20 protein-coding genes are annotated in these 19,054 nt (G+C 65.2%); 16 read left to right on the forward strand and 4 right to left on the reverse strand.

The genetic code is table 11. The features are described 5' to 3' along the window. The first annotated feature begins 121 nt into the window (after window positions 1–121). The 11 genes from KQH53_15190 (at window position 122) to KQH53_15240 (ending at window position 9,636) form a co-directional block, all read left to right on the forward strand. Window positions 122–3,139: an FAD-dependent oxidoreductase gene (locus tag KQH53_15190; GenBank protein MCB2228023.1), complete on the forward strand. Its 3,018-nt coding sequence runs from the start codon at window positions 122–124 to the stop codon at window positions 3,137–3,139. A gap of 21 nt (window positions 3,140–3,160) precedes the next feature. Further along, window positions 3,161–3,370 carry a hydrogenase iron-sulfur subunit gene (locus tag KQH53_15195; GenBank protein ID MCB2228024.1) on the forward strand — a complete coding sequence of 70 codons (210 nt, stop codon included), beginning with the start codon at window positions 3,161–3,163 and terminating at the stop codon, window positions 3,368–3,370. A gap of 21 nt (window positions 3,371–3,391) precedes the next feature. Further along, window positions 3,392–3,601 (forward strand): hydrogenase iron-sulfur subunit, encoded by a 210-nt coding sequence (locus KQH53_15200; GenBank protein MCB2228025.1) that lies wholly within the window; start codon window positions 3,392–3,394, stop codon window positions 3,599–3,601. Continuing rightward, the gene (locus KQH53_15205) at window positions 3,601–4,563 is read left to right on the forward strand and encodes a 4Fe-4S ferredoxin (protein MCB2228026.1); all 963 of its coding nucleotides are present in this window, start codon (window positions 3,601–3,603) and stop codon (window positions 4,561–4,563) included. Before KQH53_15200 ends, KQH53_15205 begins: the two co-directional genes overlap by 1 nt. Before the next feature lie 12 nt (window positions 4,564–4,575). Beyond that, on the forward strand, window positions 4,576–5,604 hold the full coding sequence (locus KQH53_15210; GenBank protein MCB2228027.1) for a 4Fe-4S dicluster domain-containing protein: 1,029 nt from the start codon (window positions 4,576–4,578) through the stop codon (window positions 5,602–5,604). A gap of 18 nt (window positions 5,605–5,622) precedes the next feature. Then, complete coding sequence (locus tag KQH53_15215; protein ID MCB2228028.1) at window positions 5,623–6,462, forward strand: FAD/NAD(P)-binding protein; 840 nt, start codon at window positions 5,623–5,625, stop codon at window positions 6,460–6,462. A 192-nt stretch (window positions 6,463–6,654) separates the two neighbouring features. Continuing rightward, window positions 6,655–7,350, forward strand: coding sequence for a 4Fe-4S dicluster domain-containing protein (locus KQH53_15220; GenBank protein ID MCB2228029.1), 696 nt, complete (start codon window positions 6,655–6,657; stop codon window positions 7,348–7,350). A 72-nt stretch (window positions 7,351–7,422) separates the two neighbouring features. Further along, window positions 7,423–7,971, forward strand: a complete 549-nt coding sequence (locus tag KQH53_15225) for a (Fe-S)-binding protein (GenBank protein ID MCB2228030.1) — start codon at window positions 7,423–7,425, stop codon at window positions 7,969–7,971. A 73-nt stretch (window positions 7,972–8,044) separates the two neighbouring features. Next, window positions 8,045–8,551, forward strand: a complete 507-nt coding sequence (locus KQH53_15230) for a hypothetical protein (GenBank protein ID MCB2228031.1) — start codon at window positions 8,045–8,047, stop codon at window positions 8,549–8,551. Window positions 8,552–8,595: 44 nt separating this feature from the next. Further along, window positions 8,596–8,943, forward strand: a complete 348-nt coding sequence (locus KQH53_15235; protein ID MCB2228032.1) for a carboxymuconolactone decarboxylase family protein — start codon at window positions 8,596–8,598, stop codon at window positions 8,941–8,943. A 102-nt stretch (window positions 8,944–9,045) separates the two neighbouring features. Beyond that, window positions 9,046–9,636 carry a hypothetical protein gene (locus KQH53_15240; GenBank protein MCB2228033.1) on the forward strand — a complete coding sequence of 197 codons (591 nt, stop codon included), beginning with the start codon at window positions 9,046–9,048 and terminating at the stop codon, window positions 9,634–9,636. A 188-nt stretch (window positions 9,637–9,824) separates the two neighbouring features. Here KQH53_15240 and KQH53_15245 read toward each other — a convergent pair whose 3' ends face one another. Together KQH53_15245 and KQH53_15250 are read right to left on the reverse strand one after the other, a co-directional pair. Further along, on the reverse strand, window positions 9,825–10,235 hold the full coding sequence (locus KQH53_15245) for a hypothetical protein (GenBank protein MCB2228034.1): 411 nt from the start codon (window positions 10,233–10,235) through the stop codon (window positions 9,825–9,827). Window positions 10,236–10,392: 157 nt separating this feature from the next. Further along, entirely contained in the window at window positions 10,393–11,055 is a 663-nt protein-coding gene (locus KQH53_15250; GenBank protein ID MCB2228035.1) for an MBL fold metallo-hydrolase, read from the reverse strand. Window positions 11,056–11,436: 381 nt separating this feature from the next. On the opposite strand from KQH53_15250, the gene KQH53_15255 reads away from it, so the two are divergent. Next, complete coding sequence (locus KQH53_15255) at window positions 11,437–11,703, forward strand: hypothetical protein (GenBank protein ID MCB2228036.1); 267 nt, start codon at window positions 11,437–11,439, stop codon at window positions 11,701–11,703. Further along, window positions 11,703–12,482, forward strand: coding sequence for a YIP1 family protein (locus KQH53_15260; GenBank protein MCB2228037.1), 780 nt, complete (start codon window positions 11,703–11,705; stop codon window positions 12,480–12,482). Before KQH53_15255 ends, KQH53_15260 begins: the two co-directional genes overlap by 1 nt. Window positions 12,483–12,486: 4 nt before the next feature. Here KQH53_15260 and KQH53_15265 read toward each other — a convergent pair whose 3' ends face one another. Then, a complete protein-coding gene (locus tag KQH53_15265) occupies window positions 12,487–14,415 on the reverse strand; it encodes an ATP-dependent DNA helicase (protein MCB2228038.1) in 1,929 nt (642 codons plus the stop codon). A gap of 167 nt (window positions 14,416–14,582) precedes the next feature. Here KQH53_15265 and KQH53_15270 point away from each other — a divergent pair, with 167 nt between their 5' ends. Next, window positions 14,583–15,251: a CBS and ACT domain-containing protein gene (locus tag KQH53_15270; protein ID MCB2228039.1), complete on the forward strand. Its 669-nt coding sequence runs from the start codon at window positions 14,583–14,585 to the stop codon at window positions 15,249–15,251. Window positions 15,252–15,321: 70 nt separating this feature from the next. On the opposite strand, the gene KQH53_15275 is transcribed toward KQH53_15270, so the two are convergent. Continuing rightward, window positions 15,322–17,793 (reverse strand): PBP1A family penicillin-binding protein, encoded by a 2,472-nt coding sequence (locus tag KQH53_15275; GenBank protein MCB2228040.1) that lies wholly within the window; start codon window positions 17,791–17,793, stop codon window positions 15,322–15,324. Window positions 17,794–17,935: 142 nt separating this feature from the next. On the opposite strand from KQH53_15275, the gene hypA reads away from it, so the two are divergent. Next, a complete protein-coding gene (hypA, locus tag KQH53_15280) occupies window positions 17,936–18,277 on the forward strand; it encodes a hydrogenase maturation nickel metallochaperone HypA (protein MCB2228041.1) in 342 nt (113 codons plus the stop codon). 22 nt (window positions 18,278–18,299) lie between these two features. Continuing rightward, a complete protein-coding gene (gene hypB / locus KQH53_15285; protein MCB2228042.1) occupies window positions 18,300–18,950 on the forward strand; it encodes a hydrogenase nickel incorporation protein HypB in 651 nt (216 codons plus the stop codon). Window positions 18,951–19,054 lie beyond the last annotated feature (104 nt).

A 19,054-nucleotide genomic window follows, 5' to 3' on the forward strand; every position in this document is an offset into this window, starting at 1 on the left:
GCCTATAGCAAATGTGTATACACATAGTACCTTGTGAAGAGGGCTACAACCCCCCTTATACGTGGAAAATCTATGGATTTTCTTCCTTTAGGGCAAACCATTAGAAAGCCAGAGGAAGCTCATGGCAGCAGCCAAGCAAGTCACCGGCGCGGTGATGGTCGTGGGTGGCGGCATCGCGGGAATGCAAGCCGCCCTAGACCTGGCCAATTCCGGCTACTACGTCTATTTGGTAGAAAAGAGCCCGGCCATTGGTGGGGTCATGTCCCAGTTGGACAAGACCTTCCCCACCAATGACTGTGCAATGTGAATTATCTCCCCTAAACTGGTCGAGGTCGGCCGGCACATCAACATAGAGCTCCTGACCAACTCCGAGGTTCAGGAAATCGAAGGGGACGAGGGCAACTTCACGGTTAAGGTTGCCATGCATCCCCGCTTCATCGACATGGACAAGTGCATCGCCTGCGGCGCGTGCTACGACAAATGCCCCAAGCGCATCCCCAACGAGTACAACGAGGGGTTGGACAAGCGCAAGGCGGCCTATGTGCGTTACGCCCAGGCGGTTCCGCTGAAATACTCCATCGACAAAGACAACTGCATCTACTTCCAGAAGGGCAAGTGTAAGGCTTGCCAGAAGTTCTGCCCCACCGGGGCGGTGGACTTCGAGATGCAGGAGGATAACCGGGAGCTGAAGGTCGGTTCGGTGATCATCAGCGCCGGGTTCCGTCCCTTTGATCCCAGCCCCTATGCGCAGTACTCCTACGCCAACTTCCCCAACGTGGTGACGGCGCTGGAGTTCGAGCGCATCCTGGCCGCCAGCGGCCCCTGGATGGGCCACCTGGTGCGGCCCTCCGACGAGGCCGAGCCCAAGAAGATCGCCTGGATCCAGTGCGTTGGCTCCCGCGACATCAACGCCTGCGACCATCCCTACTGCTCGGCGGTGTGCTGCATGTACGCCATCAAGGAGGCGGTGATCGCCAAGGAGCACTCCAAGACGGACTTGGACGCGGCCATCTTCTATATGGACATGCGCACCTTCGGCAAGGACTTCGAGCGCTACTACGACAACGCCAAGGAAGATGGGGTGCGCTTCATCCGCAGCCGCATCCACTCCATCAGCCAGCTCGATAACAAGTCCTTGCAGATCGAATACGCCACCGAGGACGGCCAGGCTCTGCTGGAAGAGTTCGACATGGTGGTATTGAGCCAGGGCTTGGAGGTCTCGCCCGAGACCGCGGCCATGTGCCGCCAGCTGGGCATCGAGCTCAACAGCACCAGCTTCATCGACGTGGATTCCTTCGCGCCGGTGTCCACCAGCCGTCCGGGGGTCTATGTCTGCGGCGCCTTGGCCGGGCCCAAGGACATCCCGCTCAGCGTGATGGAGGCCTCGGCGGCGGCTTGCGCCGCGGCGGGCAACCTCTCCAGCGCCCGGGGCAGCATGACCAAGGAACAGGTCATCCCCGAGCAGCAGCAGGTGGCCGGCGACCAGCCCAAGGTGGGCGTGTTCGTCTGCTCCTGCGGCATCAACATCGCGGGCGTGGTGGACGTGGCCGGGGTGGTGGAATACGCCAAGACCCTGCCCTACGTCACCTACGTGGAGAACAACCTGTTCTCCTGCTCGCAGGACACCCAAGACAAGATCGCGGCCACGGTCAAGGAACAGGGCCTCAACCGCGTGGTGGTGGCCGCCTGCACCCCGCGCACCCACGAGCCCCTGTTCCAGGAGACCCTGGTGGCGGCCGGCCTGAACAAGTACCTGTTCGAGATGGCCAACATCCGCAACCAGGACTCCTGGGTGCATTCGGACCAGCCCGAGATGGCCACCGAGAAGGCCAAGGACCTGGTCCGCATGGCCGTGGCCAAGGCCGCGCTGCTCAGCCCCTTGCAGGAGGTGCAGCTGGAGGTCGACCCGGGCGCCATGGTCATCGGCGGCGGCCTGGCCGGCATGAACGCGGCCCTGGAGCTGGCCAAGCAGGGCTACTCCTGCCACCTGGTGGAGCGCGACAACGCCCTGGGCGGCAACGCCCGCTCCTTGCGCGCCACGGCCAAGGGCGAGGACGTGGCTTCCTACCTGGCCGAGCTGACCGAAAAGGTGGAGAACGAGCCTCTGATCACCACCCACCTGGGCTCGGTGATCAAGGACGTGGACGGCTTCGTGGGCAACTTCAAAACCACCCTGGCCGGCGACTCCGGCGAGGAGGTGGTGGAGCACGGGGTGGCCATCATCGCCACCGGCGCGGCCGAGTACAAGCCCAACGAATACGCCTACGGCAGCCATCCCAAGGTGATGACCCACCTGGAGATGGACGACGGGCTCGTCTCCGGAGAGTTGGACCCCAAGAAGGTCAACTCCCTGGTGCTGATCCAGTGCGTGGGCTCCCGCGAGCCCGAGCGCCCCTACTGCTCCAAGGTCTGCTGCACCCACTCGGTGGAGACGGCGCTGCACTTCAAGGAGGAGAACCCCGAGTGCCAGGTGGTGATCCTCTACCGCGACATCCGCACCTTCGGCGAGCGCGAGCTCTTGTACAAGGAGGCCCGCTCCAAGGGCGTCTTGTTCGTGCGCTACGACGTGGACCAGAAGCCCGTGGTGGAAGCCGACGGCGACGGCCTCAAGGTGGCGGTGCGCGACCACGTGCTGGGCCGCGAGCTCCTCATCGAGGCCGACCTGGTGGGGCTGGCCACGGCCATCACCAGCCACAAGGCCACGGACCTGGCCCAGATGTTCAAGGTGTCCATGGACGCCGACGGCTGGTTCCTGGAGGCCCACCAGAAGCTCCGCCCGGTGGACTTCGCCACCGACGGCGTGTTCATGGCCGGCCTGTGCCATTATCCCAAGCCCATCGAAGAGGCGGTGGCCCAGGCCCAGGCTTCGGTGGCCCGCGCGGTGACGGTGCTCTCCAGCAAGGAGATGATGCTGCCGGGCACCGTGGCCGTCATCGAGCAGAACAAGTGCGTGGGCTGCGGGGTGTGCTGGACGGTGTGCCCCTACCAGGCCATCAGCCAGGACGAGAACGGCCTGGCCGTGGTCAACGAGGCCCTGTGCAAGGGCTGCGGCACCTGCGTTGCTTCCTGCCGCTCGGGCGCACCCAACCTGCGCGGCTTCACCAACCAGGGCGTCATGGCCCAGATCATGGCTCTGTAGCAGATAGGACGGTACGGTTCCATGAGCGATAATTCCCAGTTCCAACCACGCATCGCGGCGTTCCTGTGCAACTGGTGCTCCTACGGCGCGGCCGACCTCGCCGGGGTGAGCCGGTTGCAGTACCCGCCCAATATTCACGTGATACGCATCCCCTGCACCGGCCGCATGAGCCCCAAGTTCATCTTGCAGGCCTTCCGCCAGGGAGTCGACGGAGTGTGGGTCAGCGGCTGACACCCGGGCGATTGCCACTATATTGCTGGCAACCTCTTCGCCCGGCGGCGGTTCGCCGTCCTCAAGAATCTCCTGGAGTACGTTGGCATTGAACCCGGTCGGCTGCATTTCAGCTGGATCTCATCCGCCGAGGCCACCAAGTTCCAAGACACGGTGATCGAGGTGACCGAGTCGGTCAAGGCTCTGGGCCCGGCCAAGCACATGATCAAAGACGTCCGGAAGGTGGCCTGATGGAAGCGGTGGCTGAAAAAATCAGGGAAGCCGCGGCCAAGCTACTCAGCGAAGGCAAGGTGGATTGCGTGATCGGCTATGCCCAGGGCACGGTGCCCATGCGCGACTACCCCTACTTCGCCTACACCCCGGAAGAAGCCCAAAACCTGACTTGGTCGCCCTTTTGCTGTAACAACCTGGCCAACTTTTTGATCCGCCGCCCCAAGGGCGAGATCGGCAAGGTGGCCATCGTGGCCCAGGGCTGCGTGAGCCGCAGCATCGTGGGGCTGATTAAGGAAAACCAGATCGCCCGCGAGGATGTCTACATCCTGGGCGTGCCCAGCCCGGGCATGGTGGACCGCCGCAAGGTGGCCGAGCGCTTCCCGCTGAAAACCATCACCGAGGTGACGGTGGACGGCGAGGATCTCATCGTCAAGGGCAACGGTTTCGAGGAGCGCATCTCCCAGAAGGAAGTGCGCCGCGACAACTGCTACACCTGCGTGCAGCGCAACCCGGTGATCGTCGACGAGATGATGGCCGAGGAGGGCCCCTCCGACTGGGGCGGCAACATCGACGCGGTGGCCGCGCCCTGGGAGAAGCTCGAGCCGGCCCAGCGCTGGGAAGCCTTCATCGACGAGGTCGACTCCTGCATCCGCTGCTACGCCTGCCGGGACGCCTGCCCCCTGTGCTACTGCCACGTGTGCTTCGTGGACGAGTCCATGCCCCAGTGGTGCGGCAAAACCCAAGACGAGGCCGACGTGGCCACCTTCCATATCCTGAGGGCCTTCCACTGCGCCGGCCGCTGCACCGACTGCGGGGCCTGCGAGAGCGCCTGCCCCCAGGGCATCAAGGTGCGCCGCTTCACCAGCAAGATCGAGAAGGACGTCCGCGAGCTCTACGGATACTCGCCGGGCATGGACCTGGAAGAGACGCCGCCCCTGAGCGTCTATCGGCCCAACGATCCCCAGGAATTCATCAAGTAGGAAGGCTTAGCCATGGCTGACAAGATACTGGCCAAAGACAAGCTGGCCGACTTCCTGGGCAAACTGCAGGCCGATTACGAGGTCTACGCGCCCCAGGAGGTGGAAGGCAAGGCCCAATGGGCCCCCTTGGAGGACGCCGGCAAGGCCCTCTGGGAGTTTTCCAACACCAGCATGAGCCCCAAGGACTTCTTCTTCCCCCAGACCGAAGTCCTGATGCGCTTCAAGAACGTCCAGGACCACGAGAGCGGGATGGTCATGGAGGCCGAGCCGCCCCTGGACAAAAAACGCCTGCTTCTTAACATCCGTCCCTGCGACGCCAAGGCCTTCCAGGTCCTGGACCTGATCTTCGTGCAGGACGAGATGACCAACGACCTGTACTGGAAGGACAAGCGGGACATGACCACCCTGGTGGGCCTGGCCTGCTCCGATCCTTGCCCCAGCTGCTTCTGCACCTCCATGAACTGCGGCCCCGCCTCCACCACCGGCCTGGACGCCCTGCTGTTCGACCTGGGCGACAAGCTCCTGGTGCGCTCCCTGACCGAAAAGGGCGAGGCCGTGGCCGAGGGCCTGGACGACGCCGCCGAGGGCGACACCGCCGCGGCCGCCGAGCAGGCAACCACCGCCGAGGGCAAGATCAGCTCTTCGGTGGGCATGGACAACGTGAACTCGCGCTCGGTGATGGAGCTCTACGAGGCGGGCATGTGGGACCGGGTGTTCGAGAACTGCCTCAACTGCGGCACCTGCACCTACGTCTGCCCCACCTGCCACTGCTTCGACATTCAGGACGAGACCCAGGGCACCGAGGGCCGCCGGGTGCGCAACTGGGACAATTGCATGAGCTGGCTGTTCACCATGCACGGCACCGGCCACAACCCCCGGGGCACCAAGAAAGACCGGGTGCGCCAGCGGTTCATGCACAAGTTCAAGTACATTCCGGTCAAGCGCGGCGGCGAGATCGGCTGCGTCGGTTGCGGGCGGTGTGTGGTGCTCTGCCCGGTGAACATCGACGTGCGCCGCGTCGTCAACGACATGAACGCTTAGCGCAAAGGCCAAGAAGTTATGCGTAACACATACGTTCCCTATCCGGTCCGCATAAAGAAGGCCGAGGTGGCCACCGAGGACAAGCAGCTGAAGACCTTTCTCCTGGAGTTCATCAACGAGCAGGAGGGCGAGGACTTCAACTACATCCCCGGTCAGTTCGCCGAGCTGAGCGTTTCGGGCTACGGCGAGATCCCCATCGGCATAGCCAGTAGCCCCACCGAGGGCAACGACCTCTTGTTCACGGTGAACAAGGTGGGCAGCGTGTCCACCCAACTGCACAACATGAACGAGGGCGACATCATGGGCGTGCGGGGTCCGCTGGGCAACAGCTACCCCCTCAAGGAGATGGAGGGCAAGAACATCGTCATCGTGGCCGGCGGCTTCGCGGTGACCACCCTGCGCTCCACCATGATCTGGCTGCTGGACCCGGCCAACCGCTCCAAATACGGCGACATCACCTTTATCTACGGCGCGCGCACCCCGGGCCTGCTGCTCTATGAAGACGAGTGGCGTTCCTGGCGGGAAAGCGGCCAGGCCAACGTGAACATCACCATCGACCGCGAGGCCGAGGGGTGGGACGGCCTGGTGGGCTTCGTGCCCACGGTTTGCGAAGAGGTGGCCCCCAAGCCCGACGACGCGGTGGCCCTTATCTGCGGCCCGCCGGTGATGATCCGCTTTACCCAGCCGGTGTTCGACAAGCTGGGCTGGCAGCCCGAGCAGATCGTGATGAGCCTGGAGAACCGCATGAAGTGCGGTATCGGCATTTGCGGCCGCTGCAACGTGGGGCCGGAGTATGTCTGCAAGGACGGCCCGGTCTTCACCAAAGCCCATCTGGACCAGCTTCCCAAGGAATACTAGGAGACGCAATCCCGGCCCGGAGACATCGATAAAAGTTTGCTTCCGGGCCGGGATTGATATAGGTTAACAATGAATGAATGCCCGGCTGCGCGGTAAGCTATAGGCTTTTCGGGCCGGCAACCCAGCACAAGCAGCGGGCGGGGCGATAGTCGACTAAGCGGCTTCCCGTCCGGTCATTCTGGGAGAGGATGAATGAGCCAAGAGCCGATCAAACTGGGCAAACGCGAGTCCAAACTGCGCGTGGACCCCAAATGGGCCGATGTGTGCCTCACCTGCGGCACCTGCGCCGGCGGCTGTCCCGTCACCGGCGTCGACGGCATGGACCCCCGCAAGGCGGTGCGCATGGCCGCCCTGGGGCTTGACGACGAACTGATCAACTCCCGCTTCCCCTGGGTCTGCACCCTGTGCGGGCGCTGCGAGCGCGCCTGCCCCATGGGCGTGGAGATCCTGGCCATGATGCGCACCGCGCGCGGCCTGCGTGAGCGGGACAAGGTGCCCGGACCGATCCACAAGGGCACCATGATGTCCATGGAGCGGGGCAACAACCTGGGTATCCCCTACGACGACTGGCTGTTCCTGCTGGCCGACATGTCCAAGGAGATGGAAGACGAGGGCTTCCCCGGCTTCTACGTTCCGGTGGACAAGGTGGGCGCCCGGGTCATCTCCACGGTGAACTCCAAGGAGCCCTTCGGCGAGCCGGACGACATGAAGTTCTGGTGGAAGATCTACTACGCCGCCCATGAGAGCTGGACCGTTTCCAGCGAGAACTGGGAGGGCGTTACCTGGGGCCTGTTCGGCGGGGACGACGAGTCCATGAAGGAGCAGGCGCGGCGGGTCTTGGAGAACGCCCGCAAGGTGAAAGCCGAGGTGCTTCTCCTACCCGAGTGAGGCCACGCGTACTTTGGAACTAGGCTTAGTTTCAAAAAGTGGTTCCCCGAGGTCTTCGAAGAGTTCAAGGTTATGAACATCTTCGAGCTGATGATGGAATACATTAAGGAAGGCCGGGTCAAGATCGACCGCGAGAAGTTCGCGGGCAAGCTTGCCACCGTGCACGACCCCTGCAACTACGGCCGCAAGAGCGAGAAGGCCTTTGGCAAGGCCTACTACGACGAGATCCGCTGGATCACCGACCAGATTTGCGACACCTGGGTGGACACCTATCCCACCAGGGAAAACAACTTCTGCTGCGGCGCGGGCGGCGGCGCCTGGGCCATGCCCTACACCAACGAGCGCCTCTACTACGGCCGCAAGAAGGCCGAGCAGATCGAGCAGACCGGGGCCGAGATCGTGGTGGCCCCCTGCCACAACTGCCGCGACCAGATCATGAAGGCCTTGACCAAGGAGTATGATCTGGAGATCGAAACCTTCTACCTCTGGGAACTGCTGGCCGAAGCCATTATAGTAGAGCCCTGGAGCGAGGAAGAGGTCGAGAAGGCCCACGCCGAGGCCGAGGCCCAGTGGGAGCACTTCGGGGTCGAGCTGGACGACGACTGGGAGCCCCCCGAATAGGCATCTGACCCAACAAGCAACCCTCAGGGGCCGCTCCATCCGGGGCGGCCCCTGATCTTTTTGGGAGCAAGGCATGGCCGAGATCAAATCAGCTTTGGAGATCGCCCTGGAGCGCGCCGCCGCCCTGGGAGCGGGCGAGGACGACAGCCGCCGCGAGGCCGAGGAACAGGGCCGCGCCCTGGCCCGCCGGTTGCTGGAGGGCGAGGCCCCGGCCGCGGAGCTGACCGCCCTGGAGCCCGGCCCCGCGCGCCAGGGAGCGGCCCGGGCTTTGCTGGAAGCTCTGTCCGATGACCGCGCGGAGGCCCTGGATGGCTTGCGGGTATTGGCCGGCGAAGCGGGAGAGGGGGCCTGGCAAGCGGTGGCCCGGGCTCTGGACCAGCGGGCCGAGGCCCGCGAGGCCTTGCACGCCGAGCTGGCCGCCGAGATGAGTGGCGAGCTGGCCGGGCTGCGCATAGGCGGGCCGGCCCTGCGCCCCAACCCCCTGGCCCACCCTGACCATGCCGCCCGCGCCAGCCAGGCCCTGAGCGGCCCCCAGGCCGCGCTCCGGGCGGCGGGCGACGAACTGCTGGCCGCCCTGTAGAGTGGGGATGCGGCCGCCGAGCCGCATGAATGGAGGAGAGGGAAATGAGCAGATCCGAGGAGCTGGCCGAAATACGGGCCGGATACCAGAAGTATTTTGAGCATCAGCCCGAGCACGGCGGCTTGTTCATGGCCCATTTCGAGGCGGTCTACCAAGGCTCGGCCCTCGAAGCCAAGACCAAGCATCTCATCGCCCTGTGCGGCGGGATTATCGCCGGTTGCAAAGGCTGCATATTGGGCCAGAGCGACATGGCGCTGCAAAAGGGAGCCACGGCGCAAGAAGTGCTGGAGGTGTGCTCCATCGCCATGTCCTTGGGGGGCACTCTGGCCGGTTCGCAGGTGGCCATGGTGATGCAGCTTTTGGAAGAGCGCGGCCTGCTGGAGCAGGGCTAGCCCCAATCAGCCCAGTCTAGGGACCCCCTGAAAAACGCCCGCCTGGTTCATCGCCGGAATTAAGGCTGGACAGCGGCCCTCGGGGCCAGGAGAAAACACATCATGATGAAAGAGCAGGAGCTTTTGGCCAAGGCCACGGAATTGCAAGCGCGGGGTTGGGAGGTGCTAAGCCGCCTGGGCCTGCGCGAGCGCTGGGCCCGCGTGGGGCGGCCGGTGCTGGTGGGGTCGCTACGCTTCGGCCTGATGCGCCATCCCAACCTGGACCTGGAGATATACACCGAGACCCCCCGGATGGCCGATGGCTTCGCGGTAATCAGCGAGCTGGCCCAGGTGCCCGGGGTGCGTTCGGTGTTCTTTCTGAACGCCATGGACACCCCGGACCAGGGCCTGTATTGGCGGGTGGACTACGAGGACGAGCGTGGCGACCTGTGGGACATCGACAACTGGCTGGTGGCCCACGACCACCCCAACGCCGGGCTGGCCGACGGCCTGGCCGCCGCCCTGGAGGCCAAGCTGACCGACGAGCATCGCCTGGCGGTGCTTGCCATTAAAAGCGCCCAGGAGCGCGCCAACAAGGCCCGGGGGGTGGATATCTACAAGGCGGTGATGACCGCCGGGGTGACCACGCCCGAGGAGTTCGAGCAATGGCGAGCGGCCAACCCGCCCGCCGAGATCGAGACCTGGCAGCCCTAGCCCGGCCAAGGGCCGCGTCTGGAGCATGGGGACCAGCCTTATATTCGGAGACAAAAAAATACCGGGCACTGAGTGCAGCGCCCGGCGGTTAGTTCCCCCAAGGGAGAAAGGCATCGTTTTCGGAGCCTGTATGTAACATACTGGATCGACAGAAGGAAAAACAGGTAGTGAAAAGGGGAGAAGGATGCCTACTCAGCTGGTTGGGGCATCGCCTCGTCAGGTGTGGATTTCTCACTGTCCTGATAAGCACCCATAGCAGATTTGGAGAACTGAGAAAGCTCCCTGAGCCGACTTTCAACATTCTCGGATGTCGTGCCCTTATCAAACATGATTTCTTGTGCTTTCCACATGTGGACTAAAAAAGTTTCAAGAGGAGGGAAAATGATTGTTTTCCCATTAGGAACATTACTGCGTACGTATTCATATGTAAGCTTCCAGTTCTCGATAGCCGCGTTGAAGACAAGGGCCTGAAGGCTTTTGTTCTCCTCTGATTTTTTGGTTAGATAACTTGTGATTATCATTGTCGCACCTGTAACCACGCCTCCTGCTATCGAAATAGCAAGCAGCAGCCAACCAGATATGTTCTGGGTTTCAAACATGAGCTTTCCTCCCACAAGGCTTCAGGAGGGCCACCTAGGAAAATGGCTCACAGCGTGATGGCTACAACTGATGAGTGCCCCACTCGGCCTTTATTTCAAAACCTAAAGGGATACCTTTGGTCGCTTGCCGGACAGTCGATTATCCAATGATCCGCGCCTAAAGCATGGGGAAGTAGTATTTCTCGATCAGTTCGAAGTTCTTGGCCACCTGATCCTTGCCTTTGACGATGGGGCCGTGGCCGGGGAGCAGCAGCTCGATGTCCCGGGAGGCCACCTTCTTGATGGAGTCCTTGAGCTGGTTGGCGTTGCCGCCGGGGAAGTCCACCCGGCCCACCCCCTGGGCGAAGACCAGGTCGCCAGCGATGAGCGCCTTGTTGGCGGGCCAGTAGAGGCACAGGTGGCCCGGGCTGTGCCCCGGGGTGGAGATCACCTCCAGGGTGTGGCCGCCCAGGGTCAGCTCACCCTCGTCCAGGATCAGGTCGATGGTGATCTCCGGGAAGTTCATGCCCAGGGCGCGGGCCAGGGCCCGGCCCTCGCCGTGCATGTAGTCGATCTCGGCCTGGCTCATGGCCAGCTTGGCTCCGGCCCGTTGGAGCTGGGCCGCGGCCTCCAGATGGTCGGGGTGGCAGTGGGTCATGATCACCAGGGGCGGTTCCTCGCGGAAGCCGTCGCCGGCCAGGCCGTTCTCCACGTGGCCGTAGAGCTGGCTGTGCCCCGGGTCCACCAGGGTGGGGGCTTCCCCCGCGATGAGCACGCTGTTGCAGTTGTTCCCCTGGGTCTGGGTCCAGGGGTAGAAGTACAGGTTGTCGGCCAGCAGCATGTCGCCTCCTTGGGGGCCTTAGCCCGCATATTTCATGAGAGCCGGGTGTCCGGCTGCGCCAGCCACCGTCATACGGCGTTGCTGGCTGCGCTCGGGCCTGGACGTAGGTATGGCTACGCCTTCGGCCCTCGCTTGCCAGACGCCTTGTCTGCCGGCGGCTGGCTGTGCCGGGCCAGGGTACAGGCAGTACTCTGACAGCGTGGATACTTTTTTTATAACGGCCCCATGAACCTTGGTTCTTTGTTTAATGCCACCCAACTCTCATGAAAAATGCGGGCTGGGTTCTCACGGGGATGGGGCGCGGCATAAAGGTTTGACCCGGCCGCCCCGGCCAATTATGCTTTCCCCAGTATACCCCAGCCGCCAGGGAGGCCCCAAAACATGAGCAACCCCGCCCCGACCCGCCCGGATTGTTTCGGCGACTTGGAGCGCGTGTTCCCCACCAGCGAACAGGGCCTGCGCGAGATCGCGGCCGGCTGCTGGGACTGCGCCGCGCGGGTGGATTGTCTGCGCGCGGCGGCCACGGCCAAGGACGGCGGCGAAAAGCTGGCCGAGGAAAAGGCCCTGCGCGAGGACCCTGATGGAGTGGCGGGATTCGTGCGGCGCTGGTCGCGGCGCAAATCCAAGGCCCGCCAGGAGGAAAGCTGATGGCAGCCTATTGCCCCTATTGCGGCAGCGAGGTGGACGGCGAGAGCGCCGCGCCCGGCGGCCTGGCCGGCACGGCCACCTGCCCCACCTGCCACCAGGAGGTGGACCTGCCCGGCACGCCTCCCGCGCCGCCCATACCGCCCCTGCCCCTGGGCGGCCCGGCCCCGGAGCCCCAAGACTACGTGCCTTGGGAAGGGGAGGGCGGCTTTTTCTCGCGCCTGTTTCGGAGCATCGGCCAGGTGCTGATCCATCCCATGCGCTTTTTCGCGGCCCCGGCCCGGCCCGGCTGGGCCTGGGCCCTGAGCTTTGGCCTGATCCTGGGCACCCTGGGCCAGGCCTTGCAAGTCTTCTGGGGCCACGGCCTGGGCTACCAGTACGCGAGCTTTCGCTCGGCCCTGCTCAGCCTGATCTTCTCGCCGCTCACCGTGCTGGCCTCCATGTTCCTGGCCGCCTGGGTCACTCACTTCTGCTTGTGGATACTTAGGGGCACCAAGCATGGGGTGCGGGCCACCTTCCGGGTGATGGCCTATGGCCAGGCCACCAACGTCTTCGTGCTGGTGCCCTTCCTGGGCATGGCGCTCATGCCCGTCTGGGGCCTGGTGGTGGCCGTGGGCGGTTTGGCCGCGGCCCACGAGACCGGCCGCTGGCGCACCTTCTTCGCCATCTTCCTGCCCTTGGTGCTCATCGTCGGGGTCAGCCTGGTGGTGGTGTTGGGCATGTTGGCCGTGGGGGTGGGCGCGGAGCTGCTCAACAAGCTGAAGGCCTTCCCCAGCATCTAGCCGATCAAACCTCCGCCTCGAAGAAACGGGCCACCTCGCCCAGGTCGTGGGTGAGGGGCACCGGAGCCAGGGCCTTGAGGAAGCGCTTGCCGTAGCCCTTTTGAACCAGGCGAACGTCCAGCACCGCCAAGAGCCCCCGGTCGGTGGGGGTTCTGAGCAGGCGGCCCAGGCCCTGCTTGAGGCTCAGGATGGCCTCGGGCAACAGCAGATGGGCAAAGCCGCTCTTGCCTTCCTCTTCCTCGATGCGCTGACAACGCGCGGCCACCAGGGGATCGTCCGGCGGCGCGAAGGGCAGCTTGTCCACGATCACCGCGCTGAGCGCTGGGCCGGGCACGTCCACCCCTTGCCAAAAGCTGGCCGTGGCGAAAAGCACGCTGGGGCTCTCATCCACGAAGCGCTTGAGTAGCTCCAGACGGGGCGCCTCGCCCTGCACCAGCACCGGGAAGGGCAGCTCCGAGGCCAGCATCCCGCTCACCGCCTCCAGGTTGCGGTGGCTGGTGAACAAGACAAAGGCCCGGCCCCGGCTGTGGGCCAAAAGCTCCTTGACCTGCTTGGCCACCGCCGAGGCAAAGGCCTGGCTGTTCGGCGGTGGCATGGTCTTGGGCACGTAGAGCAGCGCCTGGGAGGCGGGGTCAAAGGGCGAGGCCACGATCTTTTGCCGGGTCTCCGTGGGTAGGCCCAGGCGGGCGCAAAAGGGCGTGAGGTCGTCCAGGGGGGCCAGGGTGGCGCTGGTGAAGACCAGGCGTCCCAGGTGCTCGTACAGGGCCAGCTCCAGGTGGGGCCCCACCTCCACCGGCGAGAGATGCAGGCTGCCCCCGCCCCGGGCCTCGGCCCAGGCCACGCTGTGGCCGGGCACCGGCTGGGCGGCGGCCTCCAGGTCTCGCGCCAGGGCGTGGGCCCGCTCGGCCAGTGCCTCGGCTGCCTCGTTGCTGGCGGGCAGGGCTTTGGCCAGGGCTTCCAGGGCCTCTTGCAGGTCGCTGCCGGCCGGGGCCAGGCCCTCCAGCTGCTCCGGGCTCAGGGTGGCCCGGCCTCCCGGCCCCAGGAGCTTGCGCAGCCGGTTGAACAGGCGCTTGCCCGTGGCCTCCACCGCGCCCGCTGCCTGGGCGGCCCCGGACTTGGTGGGCAGCTCCTTGAGCACGTCGCGGAGCAGCAGGGACAAACGCTGGCTGCTCACCCCCACCCCGAAAGCGGCGGTGGCCACCTCGGGCAACAGATGGGCCTCGTCGAAGATAACCGCCTGGTAGCGGGGCAGGGCCTCGCCGTGGCCGCCGGAGCGCAGCACCAGATCGGCCAGGAACAGGTGGTGATTCACCACCACCACCTCGGCCTCGGCGGCCTTGCGCCGGGCCTCCATGAGAAAGCAGGTGTCGCGGCTGGGGCAGCGGCCGCCCAGGCACTGCTCGCTGTTGCTGGTCACCTCGGCCAACAGCGCCTCGCTCAGCCCCGAGCCGCGCACCTCGTCCAGGTCGCCGGATTCGGTGCTCTCCAGCCACTCGGCCAGGCGGGCCAGGGAGGGTTTGACGCCGGGCAACGACAGGTCCGGCTGGGCGGCCAGGCCCAGGTAGCGCCGCTGGCAGAGATAGTTGGTGCGCCCCTTGAGCACCGCCCAGCGCAGCTCGGGCGCCAGGGCCTTCTTGATCAGGGGCAGCTCCTTTTGGTCGATCTGGTCTTGCAGGGTTCGGGTGCCGGTGGAAACCACCACCTTGAGCCCGCTGGCCACCGCGGGCAGTAGATAGGCCAGGGTCTTGCCCGTGCCGGTGCCCGCCTCCACCACCAGGGGCACCTCCTGCCTGAGCGCCTGGTTAACCGCCGCGGCCATGTCGATCTGCCCTTGGCGGGGGGCGTAGCCCGGAATGAGCCCGGCCAGGGGGCTGTCATCGCCCAGCCATATTTGGGCCCAGGCCAGGTCGTCGCTGCTGTTTTGCGCCCTCATGATGGCTTATGGCCGCCTTAATCCTAAAAAACTTGACAAGGAACCCGGGCGGGATTGTATCTTGGTACGTGCGGTTACACAAGCATTGGGCTACAATGAAGAGGCCGGGCCCCTCGCCCGGACCTACGCAATATTTAACGCGGAATTACGTAGCCGGGAGGATGTAGATGCTGGTCAAGTATTGGATGACGGCCGACCCCGTGACCGTCACGCCGGACACCTCGGTGATGAAGGCGTCGCAGTTGATGAAGGAGAACAACGTTCGCCGGCTGCCCGTGGTCGACGAAAAAGGCGCCCTGGTAGGCATCGTCAGCGACCGGGATCTCAAGGAGGCCAGCCCCAGCAAGGCCACTACCCTTGACGTGCATGAGCTGTACTATCTGCTCAGCGAGCTCAAAGTCAAGGACATCATGAGCCGCAAGGTCATGACCATCAGACCCGACGACACGGTGGAAAAGGCCGCGGTGATCATGCTGGAGCACAAGATCACCGGCTTGCCCGTGTTGGAAGACGGCAAGGTGGTGGGCATCCTCAGCCAAGGCGACGTGTTCCGGGTGTTGACCAGCATCACCGGCGTGTACCGGGGCGGGGTACAGTTCGCCCTGAACCTGGAGGACCGGCCGGGCTCCATCAAGGACGTGGCCGACGTGATCCGCAAGCACGGCGGCCGCATGGTCTCGATCCTCACCTCCTACGACATGTGCGAGGAGGGCTGCCGCAACGTGTATATCCGCATCGCGGACATGACCGAGGACCGGCTCAAGTCCCTCACCGAGGAGCTGGAGCACGAGTTCACCGTGGTGCAGGTATCCCAGGAGCAGCTCCGGGACATCTAAGCGGTCCACAAATAAACGCCAAAGCGGCCTCCCACGCGGGGGGCCGCTTTTTTATGCCACGGCGGCTCGTCTAGTGCCCTTCGGTGGGATCGGGCTGGGGGTAGATCGCGGTGGGCGGCGACGGCGTGGTGGGCGGGGGCGCCGCGCCTTGGGGGCCGAAGGTCTCGGACTGCAAAAAGTCCTGGGGGCGGCCCTCGGCCTGACCGGGATTGGCCTGGCCGGGCTGGGGCTGGCGGCCTTCCCGGAACGACTCGAAGAAGCCGCCCTTGCCTCCGGCGGGCACCGGCTGGCCGCTCAGGCGGTTCACCCGCGCGAACACCACGCCCTCGGGCACCGGGAAGTCCGAGGCGGGCTGGCCCTTGAGGGCCTCGGCCATGAAGTATCGCCAGATGGGCCCCGCCGCCCGGGCCCCGGTCTCTTTGCGGCCCAGGGGCTGGTTGTCGTCCTGGCCCACCCACACCCCGCAGATGAGCTGGGGGCTGAACCCCATGAACCAGGCGTCGCGAAGGTCGTTGGTGGTGCCGGTCTTGCCGGCCAGGGGCCGCTTGAGCGAGAGCATCTGCCGCCCGGTGCCCTCTTCGATGACCCCCTGGAGCAGGTGGGTGGTCAGATAGGCGGTCTGGGGCGAGATGACCTGGCGCTCCACCGGCTGGGCCTTGTAGAGCTCCTTGCCGGTGGCGTCGCTCACCCGCTCCACGAACACCGGCTCCATGAGCATCCCGTGGTCCGCGAACACCCCGTAGGCCCGGGTGAGCTCCAGCAGGGTGAGGCCGCTGGTGCCCAGGGCCAGGGAGAGGTTGGGCACCAGCTCGCTGGCGATGCCCAAACGGCGGGCGTAGCCCACCACGTAGCCCAGGCCCAGGTCCGAGAGCAGCTTCACCGTGACCACGTTGCGCGAGTGGGCCAGGCCTTGCCTAAGGGTGGTGGGGCCGTAGAAGCGGCCTTCGTAGTTCTTGGGCCGCCACTTCTCGCCGGGCTGGGTGGGGTCGTCATAGGTGATGGGCGCGTCCAGGACCACGGTGGAGGAGGTGTAGACCTGCTTGGGGTGGTCCAGGGCGGCGGCATAGATGATGGGCTTGAAGGCGCTGCCCGGCTGGCGGCGGGCTTGCAGGGCCCGGTTGAACTGGCTCTTACCGAAGTCCGAGCCGCCGATGAGCGCGCGCACCCGGCCGGTCTGGTTTTCCATGGCCAACAGGGCGGCCTGGGCCACCGGCTCCTGCACCAGCACCAGCTCCCAGCGGCGGGTCTTGGAGTTGTAGTCCCCCACCTTGACCAGCACCACGTCGCCGGGACGGAAGACCTCGCTGATGCTCTTGAGCGGCGAGCGGTGGTCCTCGGGGCGCTTGCGCGGGGGCAGGGCCCAGCGCACCTGCTCAAAGGGTATGTAGCCCCGGGCCGGCCCCAGGCGCAGCTCGGCCACTTGGCGGCCGGGGTCCACGGCGGTGACCACCGCTTTGGCTTTGCTTCCGGGCTCCAGCTCACCCCGGCCCACCGGCACGGCCCGAGCCTGGTCCAGCTCGGCAGCGCCCAGGCGCTTGATGGGGCCGAAATAGCCCTGGCGGCGGGTAAGTTGGGCCAGGCCCTTCTTGATGGCCGCGCGGCCCGCGGCGGTCATGGCCGGGTCGCAGGCGGTGTGCACGGTGAGGCCGTGCTCGTAGAGCACCTTCTTGCCGAAGCGCTCCTCCAGCCACTGGCGTACCGTCTCTTCGTAGTAGGGCGCGGCCACGGTCTTGGCCCGGTGCAGCTTGATGTCCAGGGGTTGGGTCAGGGCGGCCTGGGCCTGCTCGGGGCTGATGAAGCCGTCGGCCTGCATCCGCTCGATGACGTAAACCTGGCGGGTGCGGGCCCGGCGGGGGTGCCTGAGCGGGCTGTAGCGGCTGGGGGCCTGGATGAGCCCGGCGATGAGCGCCGCCTCGGCCACATTGAGGTCCTTGGCCGGCTTGCCGAAATAGGTGCGCGCCGCGGCCTCCACTCCGTAGGTCCCGTGGCCCAGGTATATCTCGTTCATATAAATGTAGAGAATGTCCTGCTTGGAGAGCGTCTGCTCCATGCGCCAGGCGAAGACCATCTCCTTGATCTTGGGCACCCAGGCCTTGGCCGGGGTGTTGAGTAGCGCCTGGGCCACCTGCTGGCTGATGGTGCTGGCCCCCTGCACCACCCGGCCCGCCTTGATGTTGGCCACGGTGGCCCGCGCGATGCCCGCCAGGTCGATGCCCTGGTGATGGAAGAAGTTGCCGTCCTCGGCGGCCACGAAGGCCTTGACCGCCAGGGGGCTGATCTGGCTCAGCGGCACCACGAAGCGCCGCTGGTGGTAATACTGGACCATCAGCGAGCCGTCGGCGGCCAGCACCCGGGTCACCGAGGCGGGGCGGTAGTCGGCGATGCTCTCGATTTGGGGGAGGTCTTCGGTGATGTAGAACCAGCCCACCACCGCCGCCCCGGCGGCCAGGATGGCCGACACCAGGACCAGGGAAAAACCCCAGAGCACCAGGCGCCTGAGCCAGCGCCGTTTGCGGGGAGCTGCGGGAGGAGCGGGTGGCAATGCATTCTCCATATACTGCCTGAGCAGTCTACCAGAGCCCCGAGGCCCAGCCAAGCCAAGCGGCCTTGGCCCGGTTGACCCCTTCCGCGCGGCCGTGCTACTCTCAAAAGCCTTCGTAACATCCCTAGCTTGCGGGAAAAACTTGCACGAACTTTCCATCGCCCAATCCCTGCTGGCCATCGTTTTGGACGAGGCCCGCCGCCACCAGGTGAACAAAGTGACCAAGGTGGCGGTGAAGATAGGCGCCCTGGCCGGGGTGGTGCCCTCGGCGCTCACTTTCAGCTTTGATCTGATCAAGGAGGGCACCAAGGCCGCCGAGGCCGAGCTGGTCGTCGAGCAGGCCCCGGCCCAGGGGGTATGCCACGCCTGTGAAGGGGAGATCGACATGAGCCGCCTGGTGGACCAGTGCCCGCACTGCGGGTCCAAGGATATCGAGTTCACCGGGGGGCAGGAGCTATACGTGGATCACATCGAGGCGGAATGAAGCCGCCGGGAGCGATACGCAAATGGCCGAGATAGAGGTGGGGCGCAGCATTCTGGAAGCCAACGAAAAGTTGGCCGAGGGGCACCGCAAACGCTTCGCGGACAGCGGAGTGAAGGTGCTCAACCTGATCTCCAGCCCCGGCGCGGGCAAGACCAGCGTGCTGGAGCAGACCCTGAAACGCCTGCAAGGACGCCTGGCCTGCGCGGTGATCGAGGGCGACATCCAGACCGACGAGGACGCCCGGAGGGTGGCCGCGGTGGGGGTGCCGGCGGTGCAGATCCAGACCCAGGGCGCCTGCCACCTGGACGGGCAGATGATCGGCGAGGCCCTGGCCGCCCTTGATCTGGACGCGCTGGACCTTCTGATCATCGAAAACGTGGGCAACCTGGTCTGCCCGGTGGACTTCGACCTGGGCGAGGACATGAAGGTGGCGGTGCTCTCCACCACCGAGGGCGACGACAAGCCCAGCAAGTATCCCGCCTTGTTCCAGCAGGCTGGGGTGCTCCTGGTGAACAAGATAGACTTGCTGCCCTATATCGACTGCGACCTGGAGCGCATCCACCGCACTTGCCATCAGCTCAACCCCGAGCAGAAGGTCTTCGACCTCTCCTGCCGCACCGGCGAGGGCATCGACCAATGGATCGACTGGCTGGTTAGCTGGGTCAAGGGCTAGGCATTGATGCCGGGAGGCGTCCAACTCCTGCCTGCGGAACTCGTTTCGCGCTTTTCAGCCTCGACGTGCTGGCGTGTACGCCTGCGGCTAAAAAGCGCTGCAAC

It is taken from the genome of Desulfarculaceae bacterium (assembly GCA_020444545.1).
GTDB lineage: Bacteria > Desulfobacterota > Desulfarculia > Desulfarculales > Desulfarculaceae > Desulfoferula.